Consider the following 20,960-nt stretch of genomic DNA (forward strand, 5'->3'; position numbering starts at 1 on the left):
CGGATTCGCGCCTCAGGACTCAGCGCAACGCGTTGCGCTGAGTCCTGAGGCTGTTGCAATGAAAATGACAATCAAGGTACTCCTGTGTGGTGGTTTTTCAATCTGCCAACGATATGCGAACAGATAAAAAAGTCTGCTATACTCTTTCCCGCTGTCCCCATCGTCTAGCGGCCAAGGACGCCACCCTTTCAAGGTGGATATCGCGGGTTCGAATCCCGCTGGGGGCACCATTTAAATTAAGCAGCCCGTTACCCCCGCGGTGACGGGCTTTTTTGCTATCCAAGCGCCGGGATTCGAACCCGACAGGGTGCGGAGCTGAGGAAACGCGCAAGCGTTTCCCAGCGCAGCACGCAAGGAGCGAAGCGACGCAGCGAAGGCGGGCGGCGCCAGCCGCACGCGGATATCCCGCTGGGGGCACCATTTAAATCGAGAAGCCCGTTGCCCACGCGGTGGCGGGCTTTTTGCTGCACATGCGCCGGGATTCGAACCCGACAGGGTGCGGATCCCGGCATCATCGCAAGGCCTGTGGGCAAAAAACAGCAAATATGAGTACTGTTACCATTTTAGTAACAGCGATTTCATGCCTTCAGAAGGCGATTTAGACGTCAGGCGTCCTACGGCGGAAGAATTACAGACGTTTATCAGCTAAGTACTTGGACATGTGTTGCGTAACACTGCACATTTTGCAAATTTATAATGCTACAGGAGTTGTGCCAGTACTCATATTTGACGTTTTTTGCCCATAACCCTTTAAACCTAGGCAAATCGGCGGCAAAACGGACTTCAAAGCTTCCTTCGCAAACAAAAACCGAGGCCCACATGAAGCGGACCCCGGCTCAATACCGTGACGATATGTCAGTTACGCTCTACACGTAGAACAGGATGTCGTCGTAGGTCGGGACCGGCCAGTAGTCGGCAGCCACGATCTCCTCCATAGCATCCACAGCGGCGCGCAGCGTAGCCATAGCGGGAGCGACCTCGTGCGCGTACACGTCAGCCTGCTCCTGGCCATCAAGAGCCTCGGCCTTCTGATGCACGGCATCGAGGGCCTTGATGGAGTCGTTGATGGTGGTAATACCGTTGCAGAGCTTGTTGAGCGTGTTCTGCTCGCACTGCATGGCGGCCTCGGCGCCGGCGGCGCGGATAGCCTCAAGGCCCTTAGCGACCTTGGTGGCATAGGCGGTGATGACCGGACGATAGGTACGACGTGCCTCGCGAATCATCGTGGTAGCCTCGATGTTCATGAGCTTGTTGTACTTCTCGAGCTTGCAGTCGTAGCGGCACTGGACCTCGGCCTTGGTCAGAACGCCCATCTCCTCAAAGAGCGCGATGGCCTTATCGGAAACAAAGGCGGGCAGAGCGTCGGCGGTAGTCTTGTTGTTGGCAAGGCCACGCTTCTCGGCCTCGACGGGCCACTCGTCGGAGTAGCCATCGCCGGAGAACAGAATGCGCTGGTGGTCGGTCAGGACCTTCTTGCAGTACTCGAGTGCGGCGTCCTGGAACTCGTCCGCAGGCGTGCCCTCAAGGGCATCGGCGAAGGACTTGAGCGACTTGGCGACAGCAGCGTCGAGGACCATGTTGGGGTCGGAAACGTTCTGCTCGGAGCCGCAGGCACGGAACTCGAACTTGTTGCCGGTAAAGGCAAACGGAGAGGTGCGGTTACGGTCGGTGTTGTCCTGCATGAGCTTGGGCAGGGCATCGGCGCCCAGATCGAGCACGCCGTGGGTGGCATGGACGGAAGCCTTGCCGTCGATAATCTTCTCAACGACCTCGGTGAGCTGGTCGCCCAGGAAGATGGAGACGATCGCCGGAGGAGCCTCGTTGGCGCCCAGACGGTGATCGTTGCCGGCCGAGGCAACGGAAGCACGCAGGAGCTCCTGGTAGTTATCGACGGACTCGATCACCGCGGTGAGGAAGACGATGAACTGCAGGTTGTCGAGCGGGGTATCGCCCGGATCGAGCAGGTTCTCGGACTCGGTACCGATAGACCAGTTGTTGTGCTTACCGGAGCCGTTGATGCCGTCGAAGGGCTTCTCGTGCAGCAGGCAGACCAGGTCGTGACGGGAGGCGATGAGCTTCATCTTCTCCATCATGACGAGGTTCTGGTCGATGGCCTCATTGACCTCCTCATAGACCGGTGCGAGCTCGTGCTGGCAGGGAGCGACCTCGTTGTGCTTGGTCTTGGCGGGAATGCCAAGCGCCCAAAGCTCCTCGTCCAGGTCCTTCATGTAGGCCGAGACGGTGGGACGGATAGCGCCAAAGTAGTGCTCCTCGAGCTCCTGACCCTTGCAGGGGTTGGCGCCAAAGAGGGTACGGCCGGTGATGACCAGATCCTTGCGCTTGCGGTAGGCGTCCTTCTTGATCAGGAAATACTCCTGCTCGTCGCCGACGGAGGGCACGACCTTCCTGGGGGTCTTACCGAAGAGAGCCAGGACGCGCTTGGCCTCGCGATCGAGCGCGGTCATAGAGCGCAGTAGCGGGGTCTTCTTGTCCAGGGCCTCGCCGGTGTAGGAGCAGAAAGCCGTGGGAATGCACAGGACCTCGTCCTTAATGAAGGCGGGGCTGGTGGGGTCCCAAGCGGTGTAGCCGCGGGCCTCGAAGGTGGCACGCAGGCCGCCGTTGGGGAAGCTGGAGGCGTCCGGCTCGCCCTGGATCAGGTTCTTGCCCGTGAACTTGGTAATAGCAGTGCCGTTGTGGTTGGGCTCCAAGAAGCTATCGTGCTTCTCGGAAGTAATGCCCGAAAGCGGCTGGAACCAGTGGGCGTAGTGCGTAGCGCCCTTGGAGATGGCCCAGACCTTCATGGCGTGAGCGACGGCATTGGCCACGTCCAGGTCGAGCGGCTCACCGTCCTCGAGGGTTGCAGCGAGGCGCTTCCAAATGTCCTTGGGGAGGTAGTCCTTCATGACTTCCTCAGAGAACACCATGGTCCCGAAGCGGTCAGTAAGATCGGCCATACGGAACTCCCTTCGTATCGGCACCGCGTGAGATGCGGTGTTGATTACTAACGAACGAGTCATAGATTAGGCTCGTCGTGTTTCCGCAACATTACCGTTATGTTGCTGTCACGAAACCAATCAATGAGGTTACCGCATCGCGGCGGCGTTGCCACCCTCAGCAGCCAATCAACTGTATAAATTGCAGACCTCCCCCCATGGTTTAACGGTCGTCAATCTAGGATGGGGCTCTATTAACTGGTATTTTGCATCAGATACCATTCAATATAGCCCCATCCCAAATTGACTGTTCTGTTATAGGAAATGCCGATAGCAAAACATCTTTGATTGGTATCCCTAAATAGCGAGTAAAACTCCACCGTGGCACAGTGGTGCTGTAGAATCCTTACAACACATTGCACTAAATATCTAAAGGAGCACGATATGCGCGTCGACGAGGTTTTTAAGCAGACAGCATCCCAAGGCACCACACCCGTTTCGTTTGAGATGTTCCCGCCCAAGGGTGAGCTGACCCTCGACACGGCTCGCAAAGTGGCGGGCAACCTGTGCAAGCTTTCACCGAGCTTTGTCTCGGTCACTTGTTCCGCTGGCGGCTCGGGTAACGGTGCCACCACTGCCCCCATCGCGCATATGATTTCGAGCGAATTCGATACGCCCTCGGTAGCGCACCTCACCTGCGTGGGCCGCACCCACGCCGACATCGCCGCCAAGATTGACGAGTATCGCTCGGCCGGCGTGGAAAACGTGCTGGCCCTGCGCGGCGACCTGCCCGCTGGCGCGACTGAGGACGACAAGCCCGCCTCCGACTACGCCTACGCCCGTGACCTCATCCCCGAGCTCGTCGACGCCGGCTTTTGCGTGGGCGCCGCAGCCTACCCCGAGGGCCACATTGCCTGTGAGGACCTCAACGTCTCGATCGAGCACCTCAAGCAAAAGCAAGACGCCGGCGCGAGCTTTTTTGTGACGCAGCTCTTCTTTGATAACGAGTACTTCTACCGTTTTCGCGAGCTTGCCGACAAGGCCGGTATCACCGTGCCCATCACCGCGGGCATCATGCCGTTTATGGGCAAGTCGCAGATCAGCCGCATGGTCTTTATGTGCGGCGCGTCGCTGCCCTCCCCCGTCATCAAGATTCTCGCCAAGTACGAGAACGACCCCGAAAGCCTGCAGGCAGCCGGTGTAGATTATGCCGCCCGTCAGCTTTGCGACCTTAAGGAGCACGGTGCCGACGGCCTGCACCTGTACACTATGAATCGTCCTGCGATCGCCGCAACCATTATGGAGCGCCTGGGATAATGGAAAAACCACACATCGATACAACCGTTATTGAAGTGCCGGCCGACCTTGCGTCGCCGGCGCTCTACCGTATCGATGCTGCCCATCGCCCCCGAGTCGACCGTGCCGAGATGCTGCGCTACCTGGGCTACGGAGGTCAGCGGATTGAGCCCGAGCTAGCGCAGCGTATTGAGCTTGTCGTTGAACGTCTGGAACTGGACATTGAGCCCCGTGGCGTGCGCCGTGTGTTTGCCGTCGATGCCACGGGCGAGGACGAGCAGGGCAAGCCTTGCATTCGCTTGGTCGGCACCAATGTTGAGCTACGGGGTCGCGATATCTATCGTCATCTTAAGGACGCCCGCATGGCCGCGCTGATGGCCTGCACCCTCGGCATGGGCGCCGAGCGCCGTTTGCGCACCACGGGAGCCCAACATCCCCTGGAGGGCGCCGTGCTCGACGCCGCGTGCTCCGCATACGTGGAAGCCGCCGTTGAGCAAATGGACCAGCAGGTCAAGGCTGCGGCGGCCGCATACGGACTCGCCGGTAACTGGCGCTTCAGCCCCGGCTACGGCGACTGCCCGCTTACGGCCCAGCGCTCAATCGTGGCTGCGCTCAACGCCACGCGGCTCATCGGGCTTACCGTCACACCTACCAACCTGCTCATGCCCACCAAGAGCGTGACCGCGGTGATCGGCCTGTTTGACGGCGAAGTCCACGACGCCCAGAGCCGCCCCACCTGCAATATCTGCCGCATGCGCGAGAACTGCCGCTTCCGTGCCGCCCACACCACCTGCTATTCCAGCCATTAGGAGCCCCGATGTTTACTCCGCTTATCACTCATGATCCGGACGGCGCCGCGCTGGCGGCGCCTGTTGATGCCGCACGCCGCAATGGCGCTGCATACAAGACGCGCGCAATCGACGACCTGCGCATTAAGGACGATCGCCTGCGCGCCGCCATCGAGGGCACGGGACACCTGCTGTTCGACGGCGGCATGGGCACCATGTTGCAGGCCGCCGGCATGAAGGCGGGCGCCCTGCCCGAGCTGCTCAACTTTGAGGAGCCCCAGGTTATCACTGATATCCAATGTCAATATGTCGAGGCCGGCTGCGACGTGATTACCGCCAACACCTTTGGCGCCAACGCCCACAAGCTTGACGGTGCCGCCACCGTGGCAGATGTCTTTGCCGCCGCCGTCGCCTGCGCCCGCACGGCCGGCGCCCGCTACGTCGCCGGCGACATCGGCCCCATCGGCGCGCTGCTTCGCCCCTTGGGTACCCTCAGCTTTGACGAGGCCTACGACCTCTTTGCCGAGGAAGTGCGCGCCGGCGTCGACGCGGGCGTGGACCTCTTTATTATCGAAACCATGACCGACCTTGCCGAGATCAAGGCTGCCGTCCTCGCCTGCCGCGAAAACTCAGACCTGCCCGTCTTTGCCACCATGACCTTTGAGGAAGACGGTCGCACCTTCTTGGGCACGAGCCCCGAGGTCGCCGCCATCACCCTCGACGCTATCGGCGCCGACGTTTTGGGCATCAACTGCAGCCAGGGACCGGCCGAGCTCCGAGGACTCGCTGCGCGCATGCTCACCGTTACCGACAAGCCCGTTATGGTGCAGGCCAATGCGGGACTGCCCCACGTGGACGATGACGGCAATACCGTCTTTGATATCCAGGCACCCGAGTACGCCGAGGCCGTCGCCGGCATGATCGAGGACGGCGTGAGCGTCGTCGGCGGATGCTGCGGTACCACGCCCACGCACATGGCGGCACTTCGCACCCTTATCGACAACCACACGCCCAGCCCGCGTCACCGCAAGCCCAGCATGTCGGTCACGAGCGCCCAGACGGTCGTGGACCTCCCCTGCGACGGCCACAAGATCGCCGTCATCGGCGAGCGTATCAACCCCACCGGCAAAAAGCGCCTGAAGCAGGCCCTACGCGACGGCGACCTGGGCTACGTCGTGAGCCAGGGCATCAGCCAGCAGGAGCAGGGCGCCGACATCCTGGATGTCAACGTGGGCCTGCCCGAGATTGACGAGGTCAAGGTCATCCAGCAAGCGACCGAGCAGCTCCAAGGCTCCACGCTGCTGCCGCTGCAGATCGACTCCACCGACCCCGCCGCCGTCGAGGCCGCCGTGCGTCGCTACGCCGGCAAGCCCATCATCAACTCGGTCAATGGCAAGCAGCAGATCATGGATGAGGTCCTTCCGCTGGTCGCCCACTACGGCACCAACGTCGTCGGCCTCACGCTCGACGAAGGCGGCATCCCCGATACCGCCGAAGCTCGCTTCGCCATCGCCGAGCGCATCGTGGCCGAGGCTGCCCGCTACGGCATCGGCCCGGACCGCATCCTCATCGACTGCCTGGTCATGACCGCCTCGACCAATCAACGCCAGGCCGAGCAGATCCTGCGCGCCATGTCCCTTTGCAAGGAGCGCCTAGGCGTCAAATGCGCGCTCGGCGTGTCGAACATCAGCTTTGGCCTGCCTGCCCGCCCGCTGCTGGGCTCGGTCTTTTTGGCCGCCGCCTTTGGCGCGGGCCTGGACGCCCCCATCATGAACCCGGGCTCCAAGCGCTTTATGGACACCGTCTACAGCTATCGCGTCCTGAGCGCCGAGGATGAGGGCTCGACCGGATACATCGAGCGCTACGCCGGCTGGACCGATCCGTACAAGATCGCCGCCAACCCGGCGGCGGCTCAGGCCGCATCGACCGACGCCGTGCCCGCTGTCAGCGCCACCGCAAGCGCCGATGACGACCCCATCCGCCACATGGTCGTCTCGAGCCGCAAGGGCGAAATCGCGGCCGAGACCGAGCGTCTGCTGGCAGACCACGACGCCATGGACCTCATCAACAATCACTTTATCCCCGCCCTCGACGAAGTTGGCGTCCTCTTTGACCAGGGAAAGTTCTTCTTGCCGCAGCTCATGGCCTCGGCCGAGGCGGCACGCGTGGGTTTTGACACCATCAAGCGGCTGATGCCCGCCGGCGAGATTGCCGACAAGGGCAAGATTTGTGTGGCCACCGTCAAGGGCGATATCCACGACATCGGTAAGAACATCGTCAAAATGCTGCTCGACAACTACGGCTACACCGTCTTTGACCTAGGCCGCGACGTCGACCCGCAAGAGGTGCTCAAAACCGTACAGGAACGCGACATTAAGCTCGTCGGCCTCTCGGCGCTTATGACCACCACGGTCGTCGCCATGGAAGAGACCATCAAGCTGCTTCATGCCGAGGTACCGGGCGTCAAGATCATCGTAGGCGGCGCCGTGCTCAACCCCGAATACGCCAAGCAGATCGGCGCGGACTACTACGCCAAGGATGCCGCCGAAAGCGCTCGTATCGCCGAAGAGGTCTTTGGGCAGTAACACAACGGAAACAACCGAGCACCAAAACGTGCCGCATGCGCCACTTGGCACGTGCGGCACGTTAGAATAAATAAGACTATGCTCGTTTTGGCAGATAGGAGCGCAAGGATGGCGATCACGCCCGCAGAAATCGCGGAAACCCGCGGCATGGTTGAGGAGCAGAACCTCGACATCAGAACCATCACTATGGGCATTTCGCTCATGGGTTGCGGCGACGAGAACCTCGACCGCATGTGCACGAAGATCTACGACCACGTGACGCACACGGCTGAGCATCTGGTCGAGACCGCCGAGCACCTCGAGCGCGAGTACGGTATCCCCATCGTCAACAAGCGCGTTTCCGTCACCCCGGTGGCGCAGATCGCGGCGTGCTGCAAGGATGAGGACCTCACCCCCATCGCGCATGCCCTCGACCGCGCGGCCGAGACGCTCGGCATCGATTACCTGGGCGGCTTCTCCGCCCTCGTCCAGAAGGGTATCGGCGACGCCGACCGCCGCGTCATCCAGTCCATCCCCCAGGCGCTCGCTACCACCAGCCGCGTCTGCTCCAGCGTCAATGTCGCCAGCCTGCGCGCTGGCATCAACATGGATGCCGTGCTCATGGCGGCTCAGACCATCATCGATGCCGCTAAACTCACGGCCGACCAGGATTCCGTCGGCGCTTCCAAGTTTGTCTGTTTTGCCAACATGGTCGAAGACTCCCCGTTTATGGCGGGCGCCGTCCACGGCGGTGGCGAGGCCGACGCCGTCATCAACGTGGGTGTCTCGGGCCCCGGCGTTATGGCCGCAGCCCTGGAGACGCTGCCCGATTCCGCATCGATGATGGAAGTCGCCGAGAAGATTAAGCAGACCGCCTTTAAGATCACCCGCGCCGGCGAGCTCATGAGCCGCGAGGCCGCCCATCGCCTGGGTGTCGAGAAGGGCATTGTCGACCTGTCGCTGGCTCCTACGCCTGCCGTCGGCGACTCCGTCGCGCGCATCCTCGAGATCATCGGCGTGGGCACCTGCGGTGGCCCCGGCACGACCTGCGCGCTCGCCATGCTCAACGATGCCGTCAAGAAGGGCGGCGTCATGGCAAGCTCCAGCGTGGGCGGCCTCTCGGGCGCCTTTATCCCCGTGTCCGAGGACGCCGGCATGATTGCCGCCGTCGAGGCCGGCGCGCTTTCGCTCGAGAAGCTCGAGGCCATGACCTGCGTGTGCTCCGTTGGCCTGGACATGATCGCCATCCCCGGTGACACCCCGGTCGAGACCATCGCCGGCATCATCGCCGACGAGATGGCCATCGGCGTCATCAACAATAAGACCACGGCTGTGCGCGTGATTCCCGCCATCGGCAAGGGCGTGGGCGACTGTGTCGAGTATGGCGGCCTGTTCGGCCGTGCGCCCATCATTCCGGTGAACCCCAACGCCGGCACCGTGCTTGCCCACCGCGGCGGACGTTTCCCGGCACCGCTGAACTCGCTGAAGAACTAGCTGAGGGGGACTGGCGAGGAGCCCCGGGGAGGGCAGATATATAAGGTCGCCTGCTCGGACAGTCCTGACTCGCACGGAGAGCACATTACGTGCTCTCCGGCTCGTGCGGAACTCGCGATCGACCTTATATATTTGCCCTCCCCGGGGCTCCCGCACATCTCAACCTTGGCTGGGTTCTGTCCCATGTTGCAGTTGCTTCGCTCCTGCACCACATGGTTGATACGGCGGTTTGGCGTTGGAGCGGTGCTTTCTGATATATGCTGGTTGCGGCTCTTCTTTTGGGAGGAATCGCTTTTTTGCTAGGAGGTTGGCCCGTGGTTGATGGGGATGCTCGCTCTGAGCTTCTTTCTGCTGATTGGAATCAGGAATGGATGCGCCTGCAAGCTGATCGGCGGCGGGCTGATGATCCTTTTGAGTGGGATAAGCGTGCTCGGCATTTTCGGCCGCTTGAGACTGCTCCGTATGCCCGGGACTTTATGAAGCTGTTAGCGTTAAAGCCTGGTGAATCCGTGCTGGATATGGGGTGTGGGGCCGGGTCGATTGCTATTCCGCTTGCTCAGGCTGGACATCCTGTGATTGCTGCTGACTTTTCCCCTGCTATGTTGGACACCCTTGATGCCGGCATTGAGTACTATGGGCTCGAGGACCGCATTACGCCGCTTGAGCTTTCTTGGGATGACGATTGGGATCTGGTTGGGCCGGTTGCCAAGGCTGTAGATGTTGCCTTTGCGAGTCGCTCGGTTACTACGAACGACCTGAAGGGGGCACTTGCCAAGCTTGACCGTACGGCTCGTCGGCGTTGTGCCGTCACGATGGTCGCCAACTCGAGCCCGCGCTATGACCTGCACTTGATGAATGCCATCGGCGCCTCGGTTGCCTGCAGTAATGGCTTTGTATACACCTTTAATATCCTCATTCAGATGGGTGCTCTGCCGCAGGTTGCGTACTTTGAATCGCCTCGTCGCGATACCTTCGATAGCCTTGAAGCGGGCGTGGCGGACTTCTCCCGCATGCTCGAGCACGGTAACGAGGATAAGTTCGACCGTCTGCGCGACTACATCGCTCAACACATGATTGAGAACCCCCATGCCGGTGAGCCGGGGTCCAAAGGGGTGCCGCAGGGACGCTACATACTCGACCACGTCCGCAAGGTCCGTTGGGCGTTTATCGCATGGGAGCCAGTCTCTTCGGGCCGTCCATAGACCGCTTTCGGCCGCCGTACACGTCCGCCTGTAACCCGCGCTGTTCTCCCGCTCGGCATCCGCATTCTTTTTGAACTGGGCAAACACGCCCCACGCCGCGCCGTTCCTGCGCTATCGTGAGACAGCTCACGTAGATTAAGGCCCCATCGCGGGGCGCCCCATAACATAGAAAGCGAGAACCCATGGCACTGACAGGAGCCCAGGTCAAGCAGCTTCGCAGCATGGCCCATCACCTCAACCCCGCCATCATCATCGGCAAGTCTGACATCAACGAGGGCACCGTCGAGCAGACGGTCGCCTACCTGGAGAAGCACGAGCTCGTCAAGTGCTCCGTACTCGATGGTTCCAGCCTTTCCGCCCGCGAGGCCGCCGAAGACCTCGCCGATCGCTGCCATGCCGAGGTCGTCCAGGTTATCGGCCGCAAGTTCTCGCTGTATCGCGAGTCCTCGCGCAAGGATATCGAGAAGATTAAGCTCGTCTAAGAGCCAACGATCCGGCGATCCAACATACATCAAGCTTGTGAGCGTCCGATCAATTCGGACGCTCATTTTTTATCGCTCGACGAGCACGCGGTTAAGCCTGCCCTCCACCAAGCGCTCGTACAGACGCCGCGTCTCGGGCTCGGGCACGCCATTGATCTGCTCCCTCAGGTGATGCATATGTCCACTGTACAGCTCGACGATATCGCGTCTTCGCCCCGCCGCGCCGTAGACGCGCATAGCGCAACGCACCATGTCCTCGCGCGCCGTCTCTTGCCGCAGCCCCGACTCCACCAGCCATACCGCCGACTGCAGGTCGCTTTCTTCTAGGGCGGCATTCGCGCCCCGAATCATGCAGTCGATATACTTCGATTCCATAATGCGCCGCATACGCAAAAAGTAGGTGGGATTACAGCCATTGGGAACATACAACGGGCCGGCGTAGAGCTGCTCGATCTTAAGGCACAGCTCGATCAGATGAGGTCCGCGCGCACCCGTGCGATTTCCCAAAACTTCGCGGCTTATCTGATCAAACAACCGCACGTCGGTCTTGACGTAATCGCCGTTAAGCCCAATGCACTCGTTTTGGATCAGCACACACGATTTGCCGTCCGGTGTCGGCCCCAAGGCCGAACGCAGGCGCGATATCGTCGAGTATAGATTGTTACGAGCGCTATTGAACTCGGCATGGGGCCACAGTTCCATAGCCAGCGTCTCGCGGTCGACCAGGGCATCCATGCCCAGTGCAAGCCGCTCGGCAAGCGTCGCCGCTTTCTTGCGGCGCCACATCTTATCCGTGATGGGAAACCCGTCGCGCTCGGCGCGAAACGCCCCAAACATGCGGATCTCGATATGGTCAACCACATCGACACCCTCGGCATCGCCGGCCTGGAACAGACGCTCGCCTTCGCCCTCAAAGTCGTCACGCAGCGAATACCGCGCCAGCTCGCGCACCGGGAGCTTCTTTCGAATTCTAGCAGCCGGCTCACCCAGACAATGCATCACAAGACGCGCAAACAGCCGATACGACGGATCCAAAATCCCTGGGCGGTTCATAGACATCCAGGCTGCAAGGTCGCTATCGCGGCCCGCGGAGGCCAAATGCAGCGCCACCATCCAAGCCTCGGCACCACCGACCTGCGTCCGACTCAAATCGAGCAGCTCCGCCTCTTCACGCACCGATACCATCGATGTATTGCGTAAGTACGCCGCGCGCTCTAGCAGCAGTGCGTTGTCGCGTATGTATCCAATCGATTCCTCGGCAAGCCTGAGCACCTGCACCGCACGGAATTTGGCATTGACCGGACGCCCCTCAGCCAGCGACTGCCAGCCTTCCAGTATCAAGCCAAATAACTGGACTTGATTGTCACGCACGCGTACGGCAAAACGGTCGAGCTCATTGAATGCCTGCTCGTCGGTCACTGGCATGCCGGCAAGCAGGCGCCGCGCCGATAATACCATGCGCACCCAGATGGCGAGCGCTCGGATTCCACGCGCTTCGAGTGCCTCGAGCTTCAGGGCCATCTCGTCATCACGCTCGTCAGTCCCTGCATATGACCCATCAAATAGCTCCGTCAACATGCGGTCCGCCCGCACAAACGTCCCCGCGACATCGAGCTCACAATCGTAGGCCTTATCCGTTTTGAGCCCCGCGAGGATCTCACCGCCCTTCGCCCGCTCGGTCAGCCCATGCTTTATCTCGACATGTGCGGACAGCATGTCGAGTGCGACACAGGACGCCTCACTTTCCAACGCTGCATGGCTTGCCGGAAGCCCCAGACCACTATCTCCATAACAGGCGGCCGTAAACGCGTGCGCCACCTTCCACGACACGGGATCGAGCTCGCAAATCGCTTGCTCGCCCGCACGCTCGATAATTGAGGCCATATACCGCGCGAGCTTTGTATTGGAGACGCTCACCGCCGCCAGATAGATGCCGAGCGCCTCGTCAGGCGTCGGCTCCGATGCCCGGCCATCTGCCTCGGTCTTTCCCAGCGCCGCGCGGCAGACATCCCCTCCATGCCCCGTCAGGGCCAGATCGACCCCATACTGCCCGGCAAGCTCCAACACCGCACTGCGGTCCAAAAACGCATCGGCGAGGTCCATCGCGGTATCGCAGCGCCCCGCTTTAATCAATATACGCGCCGCCCGCACAACGAGTTCGGGACGAATTTCGGCGACCAGCTTGCGCAATCGCAGGCGTGCTTTGTCCTCGGTACCCATGCAGGTAAAGCTCCGGTCTGCCGGATCAACGCCAAAAATGGGATAATCGCGAACAAGATAGGACTGATCAATCGCCGAAAGCCTAACACCGCAAGCCTCGAGCTCCGAAATATTGCCCTCACCCATTAAGACCATCAAGCATGCCACACTAAACAGAGCGTTGTTCTCGAGCGACGCCAGATCAACAAGTGCCGCACCGTAGATATTGACGATCTCGTTTTCGAGCGTCTGGGCAACGTCTCCCTGCCCGTATAATCCCGACTGCATAGCCGAGACGAGCTCGGGCACGCCCTGCGTAAGCTGATAGAAGTCGAGCGATGTGCTGATCGAAAACGCCGATGCCCACGCCGAATACTCATAGGCATGCACCTTGAGCATCTGCGCGTTGACTTTAATCGAATCGCCCAGTCCATGAATCAGCTGGCGATTCGAAGGACGGCAGCTCATAAGGACCCCGACCCCCATAGCACGCAGGCTTCGGATTCGGTCAATCAGCTCCTCGGTCTCGCTCTGGCTGAGGTTAGGCACATTATCGATTGCAATCAGGGAGTGCGGCTTGTCCTTAAGCTCTTCGGTAACGACCTCGAGCTGCATAAACACCTCGCGCCCAATGGCGCGGTCTGCCTCGATGATCCGCACGGGACCTCGCGTCGGATCGCTTTTAACCTCTTGGGCATACTGCAGCAGCACCGAGGTTTTCCCAAAGCCATCAGGTGCGTAGAGAACTACGATGCCGGCCTTTCGGCCCTTGGCGATAAGTTCGTTTATCAAGCGATCGCGCCGCACCATATAACTACTGCCCAGCGGCATAAGCTCGAGGTCGTCCATATTGCCCAACTCGTTAACCATACCCGCTCCTCAACTCGACCACATGAACAGCGTAACGTTAGACCATATGTATCGCTAGATGAATAACGCGATGCTACGGTATAGGATGTTTGTCGGTACGCAAATGGCAAGTTTTTGTTCAGCGTGGTCCGATTGAAACTTATCCCCCAACTAATCAATCTTTGCGCAGGTCAATGCACTTGCCAGCTTGTCCCATTCTTTGGCAGTGTACCTCAAATGAGCGATGTTCAATTATGTTGCGCAACTCACCTAACGCCAGCTACCGTCTGCGACCTTTTCGTAGCATTTATGCATAGTATCTGTTATGGAATGAATCATGCTTCACCAGACGCACCCGTCAAGTTCGCGGCAAGATTTTCGTCGGGCACACGGCGCGCGCTCAGCAAAAAGGCCCCCGCAAAGCGGAGGCCTTCGGCAAAGCTATGTCGAGGTGATAGGCTATCGCTACTCGCAGAGCGAAAGGGCGGCCTCGTCGGCAACGACAACGCAGTTGGTGTGCAGTTGCAGGATCGAGGCAGGGCACTCGGGGGTAACCGGACCATAGCACATGTCGTGCACGGCCTGTGCCTTGGCCTCGCCGTTGGCAACGACCAGGATCATGCGAGCATACATGATGGTCTGAGTACCCATGGTATAGGCCTGACGAGGCACGTCGTCGATGCTGTCGAACAGGCGGCTGTTGGCCTGAATAGTGCTCTCGGTAAGGTCGACACAGTGCGTACCCTTGGAGAAGTGGTCATCGGGCTCGTTGAAGCCAATGTGACCGTTGTTACCGATGCCGAGCAGCTGCAGATCAGGGTAACCGGCAGCAGCGACGATCTTGTCGTACTCAGAGCAGGCAGCGGCAGCGTCGGGATTGGAGCCATCGGGCACATGCGTGTTGTTCAGGTCGATGTTAACGTGATCGAAGAAGTTCTCACGCATAAAGTAGTGGTAGCTCTGGGGATCGTCGTGCGAAAGGCCACGATACTCGTCGAGGTTGTAGGTGCTGACCTCGGCAAAGTCGACATCACCCTTTTCGTACCAAGCGGCAAGCTGCTTGTAGGCGCCAATCGGGGTGGAGCCGGTGGCAAGACCCAGCACGCAATCGGGCTTAAGGATAACCTGGGCCGAGATGATATTGGCGGCCTTACGGCTCATATCCTCGTAGTCTTTAGCTTTAATGATCTTCATTACGCGTCCTTTCTCGTACAAGAGAGGCAAGGCTCCCCTTACAAGCACTTGCCCGCGGCCCGCGTCGGCCGCAACAAACGTGTGCGGCCACCAGGGCGAGGTCGCGTAATGTATATGTCTCGTGTCTACCCGCGTCGAGGCCCCTGCCCGTCCACGGTGACCCGAAGCCTTTTAGCCTCGGACAGTTTTCATCTTGCCACGGAGGGCGCCCTCTTTCAAGGGCGCCCTCCGTAAACGTGTTTGAATTGTAGGCTAAAGGCCGAGGGCACTCACTAGCGCTCGCGAGCAACGATAAGTTGGTCCATCTCCTCGACATGCTCGCCAATGGAGCCCTTGATGCTCGAGAACTCAACGGAGTTGCACACCAAGATAGGAACCGTCACATCGTAACCCTCGGCAGCAATTGCCTCGCGATCGAATTCGATGAGCACATCGCCCTTATGGACGACATCACCCACCTGGGCATGCACGTTAAAATGCTTGCCCTCAAGCTGAACAGTGTCCAAACCAACGTGGATGAGCACGTCTAGGCCATCGACCGTGTTGAGTGCAACGGCGTGTCCCGTGGGAAAAATGGCCTCGACCTTGGCGTCTGCCGGCGCAATCACGCGCGTGCCGGTAGGCTGAATCGCCACACCCTGGCCCAAAAGGCCGGTGGCAAACGTCTGGTCATTGACCTCGGACAACGGAATGACGTCGCCCGAGATGGGAGCATCCAACGTAAGGACTCGACCACGCATACCAAAAGACCTTAGGACTTTAGTGAACATGCTCCCCCTCGGACATACCAATCAATCACAATAGCGTTAACAGTTTACCACTTGGCACCCATTATTGACCATTAGGGAAGTTCGCGCTTGACAACCTCGACGATATCGTCGACGACGCGCTGGGTCAGCTCGTGCGTCTCCGCCTCGGCCATAACGCGAACCAGCGGCTCGGTACCGCTCGGGCGCACCAAGATGCGACCGCGACCATTGAGCTCCTTCTCGGCGGCAGCGACGGCGTCCCAAATGGGCTGGCAATCGTCCAGACCGGCCTTGTTGTCCGAATGCACGTTGACGAGCACCTGCGGGTACTTCTTCATGATGCCGGCAAGGTCGGTGAGCGTGCGACCGGTGCGCTTGAGCACGGCCAAAAGCTGCAGGGCCGTCACCAAGCCGTCGCCGGTGGTGTTGTGCTCCAGGAAGATGATGTGGCCGGACTGCTCGCCGCCGATGACGGCGCCATCCGCGAGCATGCGCTCCAAAACGTAGCGGTCGCCCACGGCGGTCTGCACCATCTCAAAGCCCTGCTCCTTCATGGCGATGGAGAAACCGAGGTTGCACATAACGGTCGAGACGATCTCGGAGTTGGCGAGCTTGCCGCGAGCAGCAAGGTCGGAGCCGCAGATGGCAAGAATGTAGTCGCCATCGATCTCGTTGCCCTCACTGTCCACGAACAGCACGCGATCGGCGTCGCCGTCGTGGGCCAGGCCGATATCGGCGTGGGTGCGCAGCACGAGCTCGCGCAGGGGCTCAAGGTGAGTGGAGCCGCACTCAACGTTAATGTCAGTGCCGCAGTAATCGGTGTTGATGGCATGGACCGTGGCGCCCAGGCGCTGCAGCGCGGCAGGCGTGGTCTGGCACGAAGCGCCGTGGCCACAGTCGACGGCAACAACCAGTCCGTCGAGCTTAAGACCGTCGAGCGTGCTGATGGCATGATCGATATAGGCCTTGCGGGCATCCTTCATCTTGATGATATGGCCCACACCGGCGCCGGTCGGCAGTGTGTCGGCAGCCATGGCCTCCTCGGACATCACCCAGGCGCTGATCTCTTCCTCAACCGCGTCGGGAAGCTTCATGCCCTTGCGGCTAAAGAACTTGATGCCGTTGAACTCCGGCGGATTATGCGAAGCGGAGATGACGATGCCGCCGTCAAGCTCGTTTTGAACGGTGAGCAGTGCCACGGCCGGCGTAGGGATAACGCCGCAGCAGTGCGGACGGCCGCCCTCGGCCATGATACCGGCGGTCAGTGCACTCTCGAGCATAGTGCCCGAAAGACGCGTATCGCGGCCGATGCAGATGTCCGGACCAAGGAACTTGGTCGCAGCGCGGCCCAGACGAAACGCGAGGTCGCACGAAAGATCGGCGTTGGCGACGCCACGGACGCCATCGGTACCGAAGATGTTCTGGGGCATAGGATCGCTCCTTCCCAAGTGGGCAAAACGCAGCCGCCCACCCTAGTCGAAAAGAAAAGCGGGACCCACCGAGCAGTCGGTAGGCCCCGCTTGTACATTGTATCTCGAAAGGAGATAAAACCTTAGCGCTTGGAGAACTGGGGAGCGCGGCGGGCCTTCTTGAGGCCGTACTTCTTGCGCTCGACCACGCGAGCATCGCGCGTAAGGAAACCGGCCTTCTTGAGGTCAGCACGGTAGTCGCCAGCGTTCAGAAGAGCGCGAGCGATGCCCAGACGCAGAGCGCCGGACTGACCGGAGATGCCGCCGCCATCGCACAGAGCGATAACGTCAAACTGACCGGCGGTATCGGTCACCTTGAAGGGAGCAAGGGCGTTCTCAACGAGCTGATGACGGCCGAAATACTGCTCGGCGTCACGCTTGTTGATGGTCACCTTGCCAGTGCCGGGGACGAGACGGACGCGGGCGACGGCGTTCTTACGACGGCCGGTACCCTGGTAAACAACGGTGTTCTCAGCCATCTTTAAGCCTCCAGCTCAATCTTCGTGGGGTTCTGGGCAGCGTGCGGATGCTCGGCACCAGCGTAGACCTTAAGCTTGGTCATCTGGGCACGGCCGAGGGTGGACTTGGGCAGCATGCCGCGAACGGCGCGCTCGATAACCTTCTCCGGGTGCTTCTCCATAGCCTGGCGGAAGCTCTCAGCCTTGAGGCCGCCGTTGTAGCCGCTGTGGCGATAATAGGTCTTCGTGTCGGCCTTGTTACCGGTAAGCTGGACCTTATCGGCGTTGATGACGACGACGAAGTCGCCGCAGTCGCTGTTGGGCGTGAACTGAGGCTTGTTCTTACCGCGCAGGATCATTGCGATCTGGGTGGCAAGACGGCCCAGGACAGCACCATCGGCGTCGACGAGAACCCAGTTGCGCTGGACCTCGCCCTGCTTGGCGTAGTGAGTCGATTTCGAAATCACTTAGACTCCTCCATGTACAGTACGTGTTGTTACAGAGATTCACGGGGCTCTGCAAGTAACCCGTCCATATTACCCCGCGCGACGCCCGAGTCAACAGGTATTTTGGCTCCGACCAGAGTTTCTGCACATGTCATCCACGCCCAGTGATTTTTCTGGGACGGGGCTTAAATAATCATGTAATGCGCGAGCGGTGCTTTGCCCCATGCGGTTTTACTTCACACACGGACCATAATGCCGCGAATCTAGCGCTCGACAAATGCCTCGATATCATTCAACAGGCGTTTTGCCTCCTGGCGACCCTGAATATACAGATCGAGCAACTTTGCCGGATCGCGTTCGACATGGCCGACCTCGACCGGCTTTTGCGGAGCGACGACCAACGCACGGCCCTCGCGCTCATACTTCCACAGGTGCATGCGCTGGATGTTGTAACGGTCGTGGCGCGTCTCGATAGCCTCGAGCAGATAGGGGTAGTCAGCATAACGCGCACGCGCGGCCGGCAAAAACTCGTAGGGCTTTTTTTCATACGAACGGTCCTGCGTAACGATGACGACCGCGCGGTCGAAGCCCGCCTCCTCGAGCACATACTCGATAGGAACCGAATCGGCCACGCCGCCGTCGACGTATTTGTGCCCGTCAATCTCGACCGGCGGCGTCACCAGCGGCAACGAGGTCGATGCTCGCACAGCGTCGAGATCGAGTACGGCGCTTTTAACCGGCAGGTAGGCAGCGGTTCCAAACAGCATGTCCGTCGCAACGGCGTACATCTCGATGGGGCTGGCGTCGAACGTCTCGTTGTCAAAGGGATCCAGGCGGTCCTGGACGTCGTTAAAGATAAAGTCGTAGCCGACGATAGAGCCCGTGGACGCAAACGACGCGGCGCCCATATAGCGGCTGTCGTTGCAGAAGGTCAAATTGACTCGGTTGGTGCGGCCGATCTGGTGCGACTTGTAGTTGACGCCGTTGAGCGCACCGGCCGAGACGCCGTACACCGCAGGGACCTCAACACCGGCCTCCATGAGGACGTCGAGCACGCCGGCGGTAAACTGCCCGCGAAAACTACCGCCCTCCAGGATGAGCGCGACCTTGCCGGCGTTCTTTGCCTTATCTTCTGCAGTCATTTTGACCTCCTGCGATTGCGTTTTGGCTTTCTTCTACCCAGTTTTGGAATGGAGGGCGCATAGGTTTTGGAGTTGAGGAGATGGAGCGGAAAGCGCGTCCCAGTCTGAGGCGGGGTTCTGGGATGCGCTTTCCGCTTGGACCGCCGTTGGGAAAGCGTGTCCCGTTCTGAGCGCGGATTCCGGGATGAACTTTCCGCCAACAATCCATCCGGAAAGTGCATCCCATTCTGAGCCGATAATCTGGGACACACTTTCCGTTGGACGACCGTCTGGAAAGCGCATCCCACCCTGCGCTGCCGCGACGTTTTCCTAACGCTCGCGCCCTGCACAGAGTTCGATTCTCCGCGGGTGGAGGGGATCCGTTGGTGCGGGGGCATAGTTGGCAGAAATGCCATCGGCAGCACATCTCTTTTGGGTTGGGGCATTGCGCGGAGAATCCGCGTATTTGCTTCGCAAATCCGCACCGGCTTCGGCCGCCTTCCGGCGTCCTCGCCCGCGGGCTAAAAACGCTTGCGCGTTTTCTTTACGCCCGCGCCCTGCATAGAGTTCGATTCTCCGCGGTACGGACTAGAAATAAAAAGGCAGGTAGATACGAATATCTACCTGCCTGTTACTTATGGTGGAGGCGCGGAGAATCGAACTCCGGTCCACGAAAGCCCCCTGATTGGCATCTCCAAGCTCAGTCGCTGGTTTAGTCTCGGACACTTTGCGCGCAGCGACACGCTCGCGGCGTCCTAACCGGTTCGGTCTTAGCCTGCGCCATACCGATTACGTGCGCAGGAGCATTCCCCTAACATGACGTCGCGCCGGTGTCGGGGAAATCACCGGGTTGACGCGCCGCTATAAACTAAGCAGCGAGAGCCATAGGCTCAAAAGAAGAGTTGTTGTCAATTCAATTTGACGGCACCCCTGTTTAACGAGGCGAGGAGACCTCGGCTTGCTTCCTCTCTCAGAGCTATCGTGTCGAAACCAGTCGCCCCCGAATGTCGGGAAAGTCTGGATGGTATTGGGCGCGAGTACCCAACAGCCGTCGACTTTTCAAGGAACATACGGGGCGAGCCCCGCTTGTGAAGTGCTATGTTACCACGTTCTCAAGTAAGACAGCTGTTCTATGCACGAGCTGTGAAGACCCCAATGTGCGCTGTACTTCGCACTTTTGCTACCGATCGCGTCACGTATATTTTCGCCAAGCACAATTGACCCGTCGAAAGGACCGTTATGGATACCAAGCAGCAACTCGTCAATGCCCTCGTGGGCCTAGGCTCAACCATTACCGAAGCTATGGATGTCATCGAGGGCTTTGTCCCCTGCGGACATCCTGCCCTCGTGGTCACGGGCGCCCTCAACGCGCTCACCGACGGCGCCGATGAGGCCACACTCGCCGAGCACGTTGAAACCGTCCGCGGCTTCATCGACCACGTAAGCGAAAACCGCGGCGTCACCGCGCATCACGACATCGAGCTTGGCGAGCTCACGGGTGCAAAGGTCGAACTCTTTGCCGAAATCAGCGCTATAGCCAACCTCACCAAAACCGCTGGCGTCAAGAACACCCAGGTCAACGAATGGCTCTACCGCAGCCTGGCAGCACTCGACAGCTCCGACGAAAAGGCAGCCGAGCAGCTCGCAGAAAGTCCCGCCATCAAGGCCGAGCTGTTGTAAATAGCAGACGCGGGTCCCTTGGCGCATCGTGTCCAA

The 20,960-nt window shown here is 60.0% G+C and carries 15 protein-coding genes, 1 tRNA gene and 1 other RNA gene; 8 read left to right on the forward strand and 9 right to left on the reverse strand.

The genetic code is table 11. The features are described from left to right. Nucleotides 1-153: 153 nt before the first annotated feature. Nucleotides 154-230, forward strand: a tRNA-Glu gene (locus GT495_RS06525). A 636-nt stretch (nucleotides 231-866) separates the two neighbouring features. Here the strand turns inward: GT495_RS06525 and GT495_RS06530 are convergent. Then, the gene (locus GT495_RS06530; protein ID WP_152074705.1) at nucleotides 867-2,954 is read right to left on the reverse strand and encodes a glutamine synthetase III; all 2,088 of its coding nucleotides are present in this window, start codon (nucleotides 2,952-2,954) and stop codon (nucleotides 867-869) included. Nucleotides 2,955-3,377: 423 nt separating this feature from the next. Here GT495_RS06530 and GT495_RS06535 point away from each other — a divergent pair, with 423 nt between their 5' ends. The 6 genes from GT495_RS06535 to GT495_RS06560 all read left to right on the forward strand — a co-directional run bounded on the left by GT495_RS06535 (nucleotide 3,378) and on the right by GT495_RS06560 (nucleotide 10,759). Continuing rightward, nucleotides 3,378-4,250 carry a methylenetetrahydrofolate reductase gene (locus GT495_RS06535; protein WP_161145377.1) on the forward strand — a complete coding sequence of 291 codons (873 nt, stop codon included), beginning with the start codon at nucleotides 3,378-3,380 and terminating at the stop codon, nucleotides 4,248-4,250. Then, nucleotides 4,250-5,038 carry a vitamin B12 dependent-methionine synthase activation domain-containing protein gene (locus GT495_RS06540; RefSeq protein ID WP_161145376.1) on the forward strand — a complete coding sequence of 263 codons (789 nt, stop codon included), beginning with the start codon at nucleotides 4,250-4,252 and terminating at the stop codon, nucleotides 5,036-5,038. The genes GT495_RS06535 and GT495_RS06540 overlap by 1 nt, the downstream gene beginning before the upstream one ends. 8 nt (nucleotides 5,039-5,046) lie before the next feature. Further along, the gene (locus tag GT495_RS06545) at nucleotides 5,047-7,602 is read left to right on the forward strand and encodes a homocysteine S-methyltransferase family protein (RefSeq protein WP_192924163.1); all 2,556 of its coding nucleotides are present in this window, start codon (nucleotides 5,047-5,049) and stop codon (nucleotides 7,600-7,602) included. A gap of 108 nt (nucleotides 7,603-7,710) precedes the next feature. After that, nucleotides 7,711-9,075, forward strand: a complete 1,365-nt coding sequence (locus GT495_RS06550) for a PFL family protein (protein WP_161162059.1) — start codon at nucleotides 7,711-7,713, stop codon at nucleotides 9,073-9,075. Nucleotides 9,076-9,551: 476 nt separating this feature from the next. Next, nucleotides 9,552-10,277 (forward strand): cyclopropane-fatty-acyl-phospholipid synthase family protein, encoded by a 726-nt coding sequence (locus GT495_RS06555; protein WP_161162060.1) that lies wholly within the window; start codon nucleotides 9,552-9,554, stop codon nucleotides 10,275-10,277. Between the two features lie 182 nt (nucleotides 10,278-10,459). Then, nucleotides 10,460-10,759 carry a YhbY family RNA-binding protein gene (locus GT495_RS06560; RefSeq protein WP_117786383.1) on the forward strand — a complete coding sequence of 100 codons (300 nt, stop codon included), beginning with the start codon at nucleotides 10,460-10,462 and terminating at the stop codon, nucleotides 10,757-10,759. Nucleotides 10,760-10,828: 69 nt separating this feature from the next. On the opposite strand, the gene GT495_RS06565 is transcribed toward GT495_RS06560, so the two are convergent. The 8 genes from GT495_RS06565 to ssrA form a co-directional block, all read right to left on the reverse strand. Continuing rightward, nucleotides 10,829-13,828 (reverse strand): BTAD domain-containing putative transcriptional regulator, encoded by a 3,000-nt coding sequence (locus GT495_RS06565; protein ID WP_161162061.1) that lies wholly within the window; start codon nucleotides 13,826-13,828, stop codon nucleotides 10,829-10,831. Between the two features lie 444 nt (nucleotides 13,829-14,272). Beyond that, nucleotides 14,273-15,001: a glucosamine-6-phosphate deaminase gene (gene nagB / locus GT495_RS06570; RefSeq protein WP_156598603.1), complete on the reverse strand. Its 729-nt coding sequence runs from the start codon at nucleotides 14,999-15,001 to the stop codon at nucleotides 14,273-14,275. Nucleotides 15,002-15,273: 272 nt separating this feature from the next. After that, on the reverse strand, nucleotides 15,274-15,741 hold the full coding sequence (locus GT495_RS06575; RefSeq protein ID WP_346969702.1) for a PTS glucose transporter subunit IIA: 468 nt from the start codon (nucleotides 15,739-15,741) through the stop codon (nucleotides 15,274-15,276). Nucleotides 15,742-15,842: 101 nt separating this feature from the next. Continuing rightward, nucleotides 15,843-17,180: a phosphoglucosamine mutase gene (glmM, locus tag GT495_RS06580; protein ID WP_161162062.1), complete on the reverse strand. Its 1,338-nt coding sequence runs from the start codon at nucleotides 17,178-17,180 to the stop codon at nucleotides 15,843-15,845. A gap of 122 nt (nucleotides 17,181-17,302) precedes the next feature. Further along, nucleotides 17,303-17,698 carry a 30S ribosomal protein S9 gene (gene rpsI, locus GT495_RS06585; protein WP_022094634.1) on the reverse strand — a complete coding sequence of 132 codons (396 nt, stop codon included), beginning with the start codon at nucleotides 17,696-17,698 and terminating at the stop codon, nucleotides 17,303-17,305. Between the two features lie 2 nt (nucleotides 17,699-17,700). Continuing rightward, entirely contained in the window at nucleotides 17,701-18,144 is a 444-nt protein-coding gene (rplM, locus tag GT495_RS06590; protein WP_152074713.1) for a 50S ribosomal protein L13, read from the reverse strand. Nucleotides 18,145-18,386: 242 nt separating this feature from the next. Further along, a complete protein-coding gene (locus GT495_RS06595) occupies nucleotides 18,387-19,265 on the reverse strand; it encodes a patatin family protein (protein WP_152076654.1) in 879 nt (292 codons plus the stop codon). A 617-nt stretch (nucleotides 19,266-19,882) separates the two neighbouring features. Beyond that, nucleotides 19,883-20,246: a transfer-messenger RNA gene (ssrA, locus tag GT495_RS06600) on the reverse strand. 237 nt (nucleotides 20,247-20,483) lie between these two features. Here ssrA and GT495_RS06605 point away from each other — a divergent pair. Then, nucleotides 20,484-20,924: a hypothetical protein gene (locus tag GT495_RS06605; protein WP_161162063.1), complete on the forward strand. Its 441-nt coding sequence runs from the start codon at nucleotides 20,484-20,486 to the stop codon at nucleotides 20,922-20,924. The last annotated feature ends 36 nt before the right edge of the window (nucleotides 20,925-20,960 follow it).

The organism is Collinsella sp. BIOML-A6, assembly GCF_009875845.1.
GTDB lineage: Bacteria > Actinomycetota > Coriobacteriia > Coriobacteriales > Coriobacteriaceae > Collinsella > Collinsella aerofaciens_H.

Bases quoted from the DNA above. Each gene is read 5' to 3' on its own strand.
- GT495_RS06530 (WP_152074705.1), bottom strand. From the start codon at position 2,954: ATGGCCGATCTTACTGACCGCTTCGGGACCATGGTGTTCTCTGAGGAA.
- GT495_RS06535 (WP_161145377.1), top strand. From the start codon at position 3,378: ATGCGCGTCGACGAGGTTTTTAAGCAGACAGCATCCCAAGGCACCACA.
- GT495_RS06540 (WP_161145376.1), top strand. From the start codon at position 4,250: ATGGAAAAACCACACATCGATACAACCGTTATTGAAGTGCCGGCCGAC.
- GT495_RS06545 (WP_192924163.1), top strand. From the start codon at position 5,047: ATGTTTACTCCGCTTATCACTCATGATCCGGACGGCGCCGCGCTGGCG.
- GT495_RS06550 (WP_161162059.1), top strand. From the start codon at position 7,711: ATGGCGATCACGCCCGCAGAAATCGCGGAAACCCGCGGCATGGTTGAG.
- GT495_RS06555 (WP_161162060.1), top strand. From the start codon at position 9,552: ATGAAGCTGTTAGCGTTAAAGCCTGGTGAATCCGTGCTGGATATGGGG.
- GT495_RS06560 (WP_117786383.1), top strand. From the start codon at position 10,460: ATGGCACTGACAGGAGCCCAGGTCAAGCAGCTTCGCAGCATGGCCCAT.
- GT495_RS06565 (WP_161162061.1), bottom strand. From the start codon at position 13,828: ATGGTTAACGAGTTGGGCAATATGGACGACCTCGAGCTTATGCCGCTG.
- nagB (WP_156598603.1), bottom strand. From the start codon at position 15,001: ATGAAGATCATTAAAGCTAAAGACTACGAGGATATGAGCCGTAAGGCC.
- GT495_RS06575 (WP_346969702.1), bottom strand. From the start codon at position 15,741: ATGCGTGGTCGAGTCCTTACGTTGGATGCTCCCATCTCGGGCGACGTC.
- glmM (WP_161162062.1), bottom strand. From the start codon at position 17,180: ATGCCCCAGAACATCTTCGGTACCGATGGCGTCCGTGGCGTCGCCAAC.
- rpsI (WP_022094634.1), bottom strand. From the start codon at position 17,698: ATGGCTGAGAACACCGTTGTTTACCAGGGTACCGGCCGTCGTAAGAAC.
- GT495_RS06595 (WP_152076654.1), bottom strand. From the start codon at position 19,265: ATGACTGCAGAAGATAAGGCAAAGAACGCCGGCAAGGTCGCGCTCATC.
- GT495_RS06605 (WP_161162063.1), top strand. From the start codon at position 20,484: ATGGATACCAAGCAGCAACTCGTCAATGCCCTCGTGGGCCTAGGCTCA.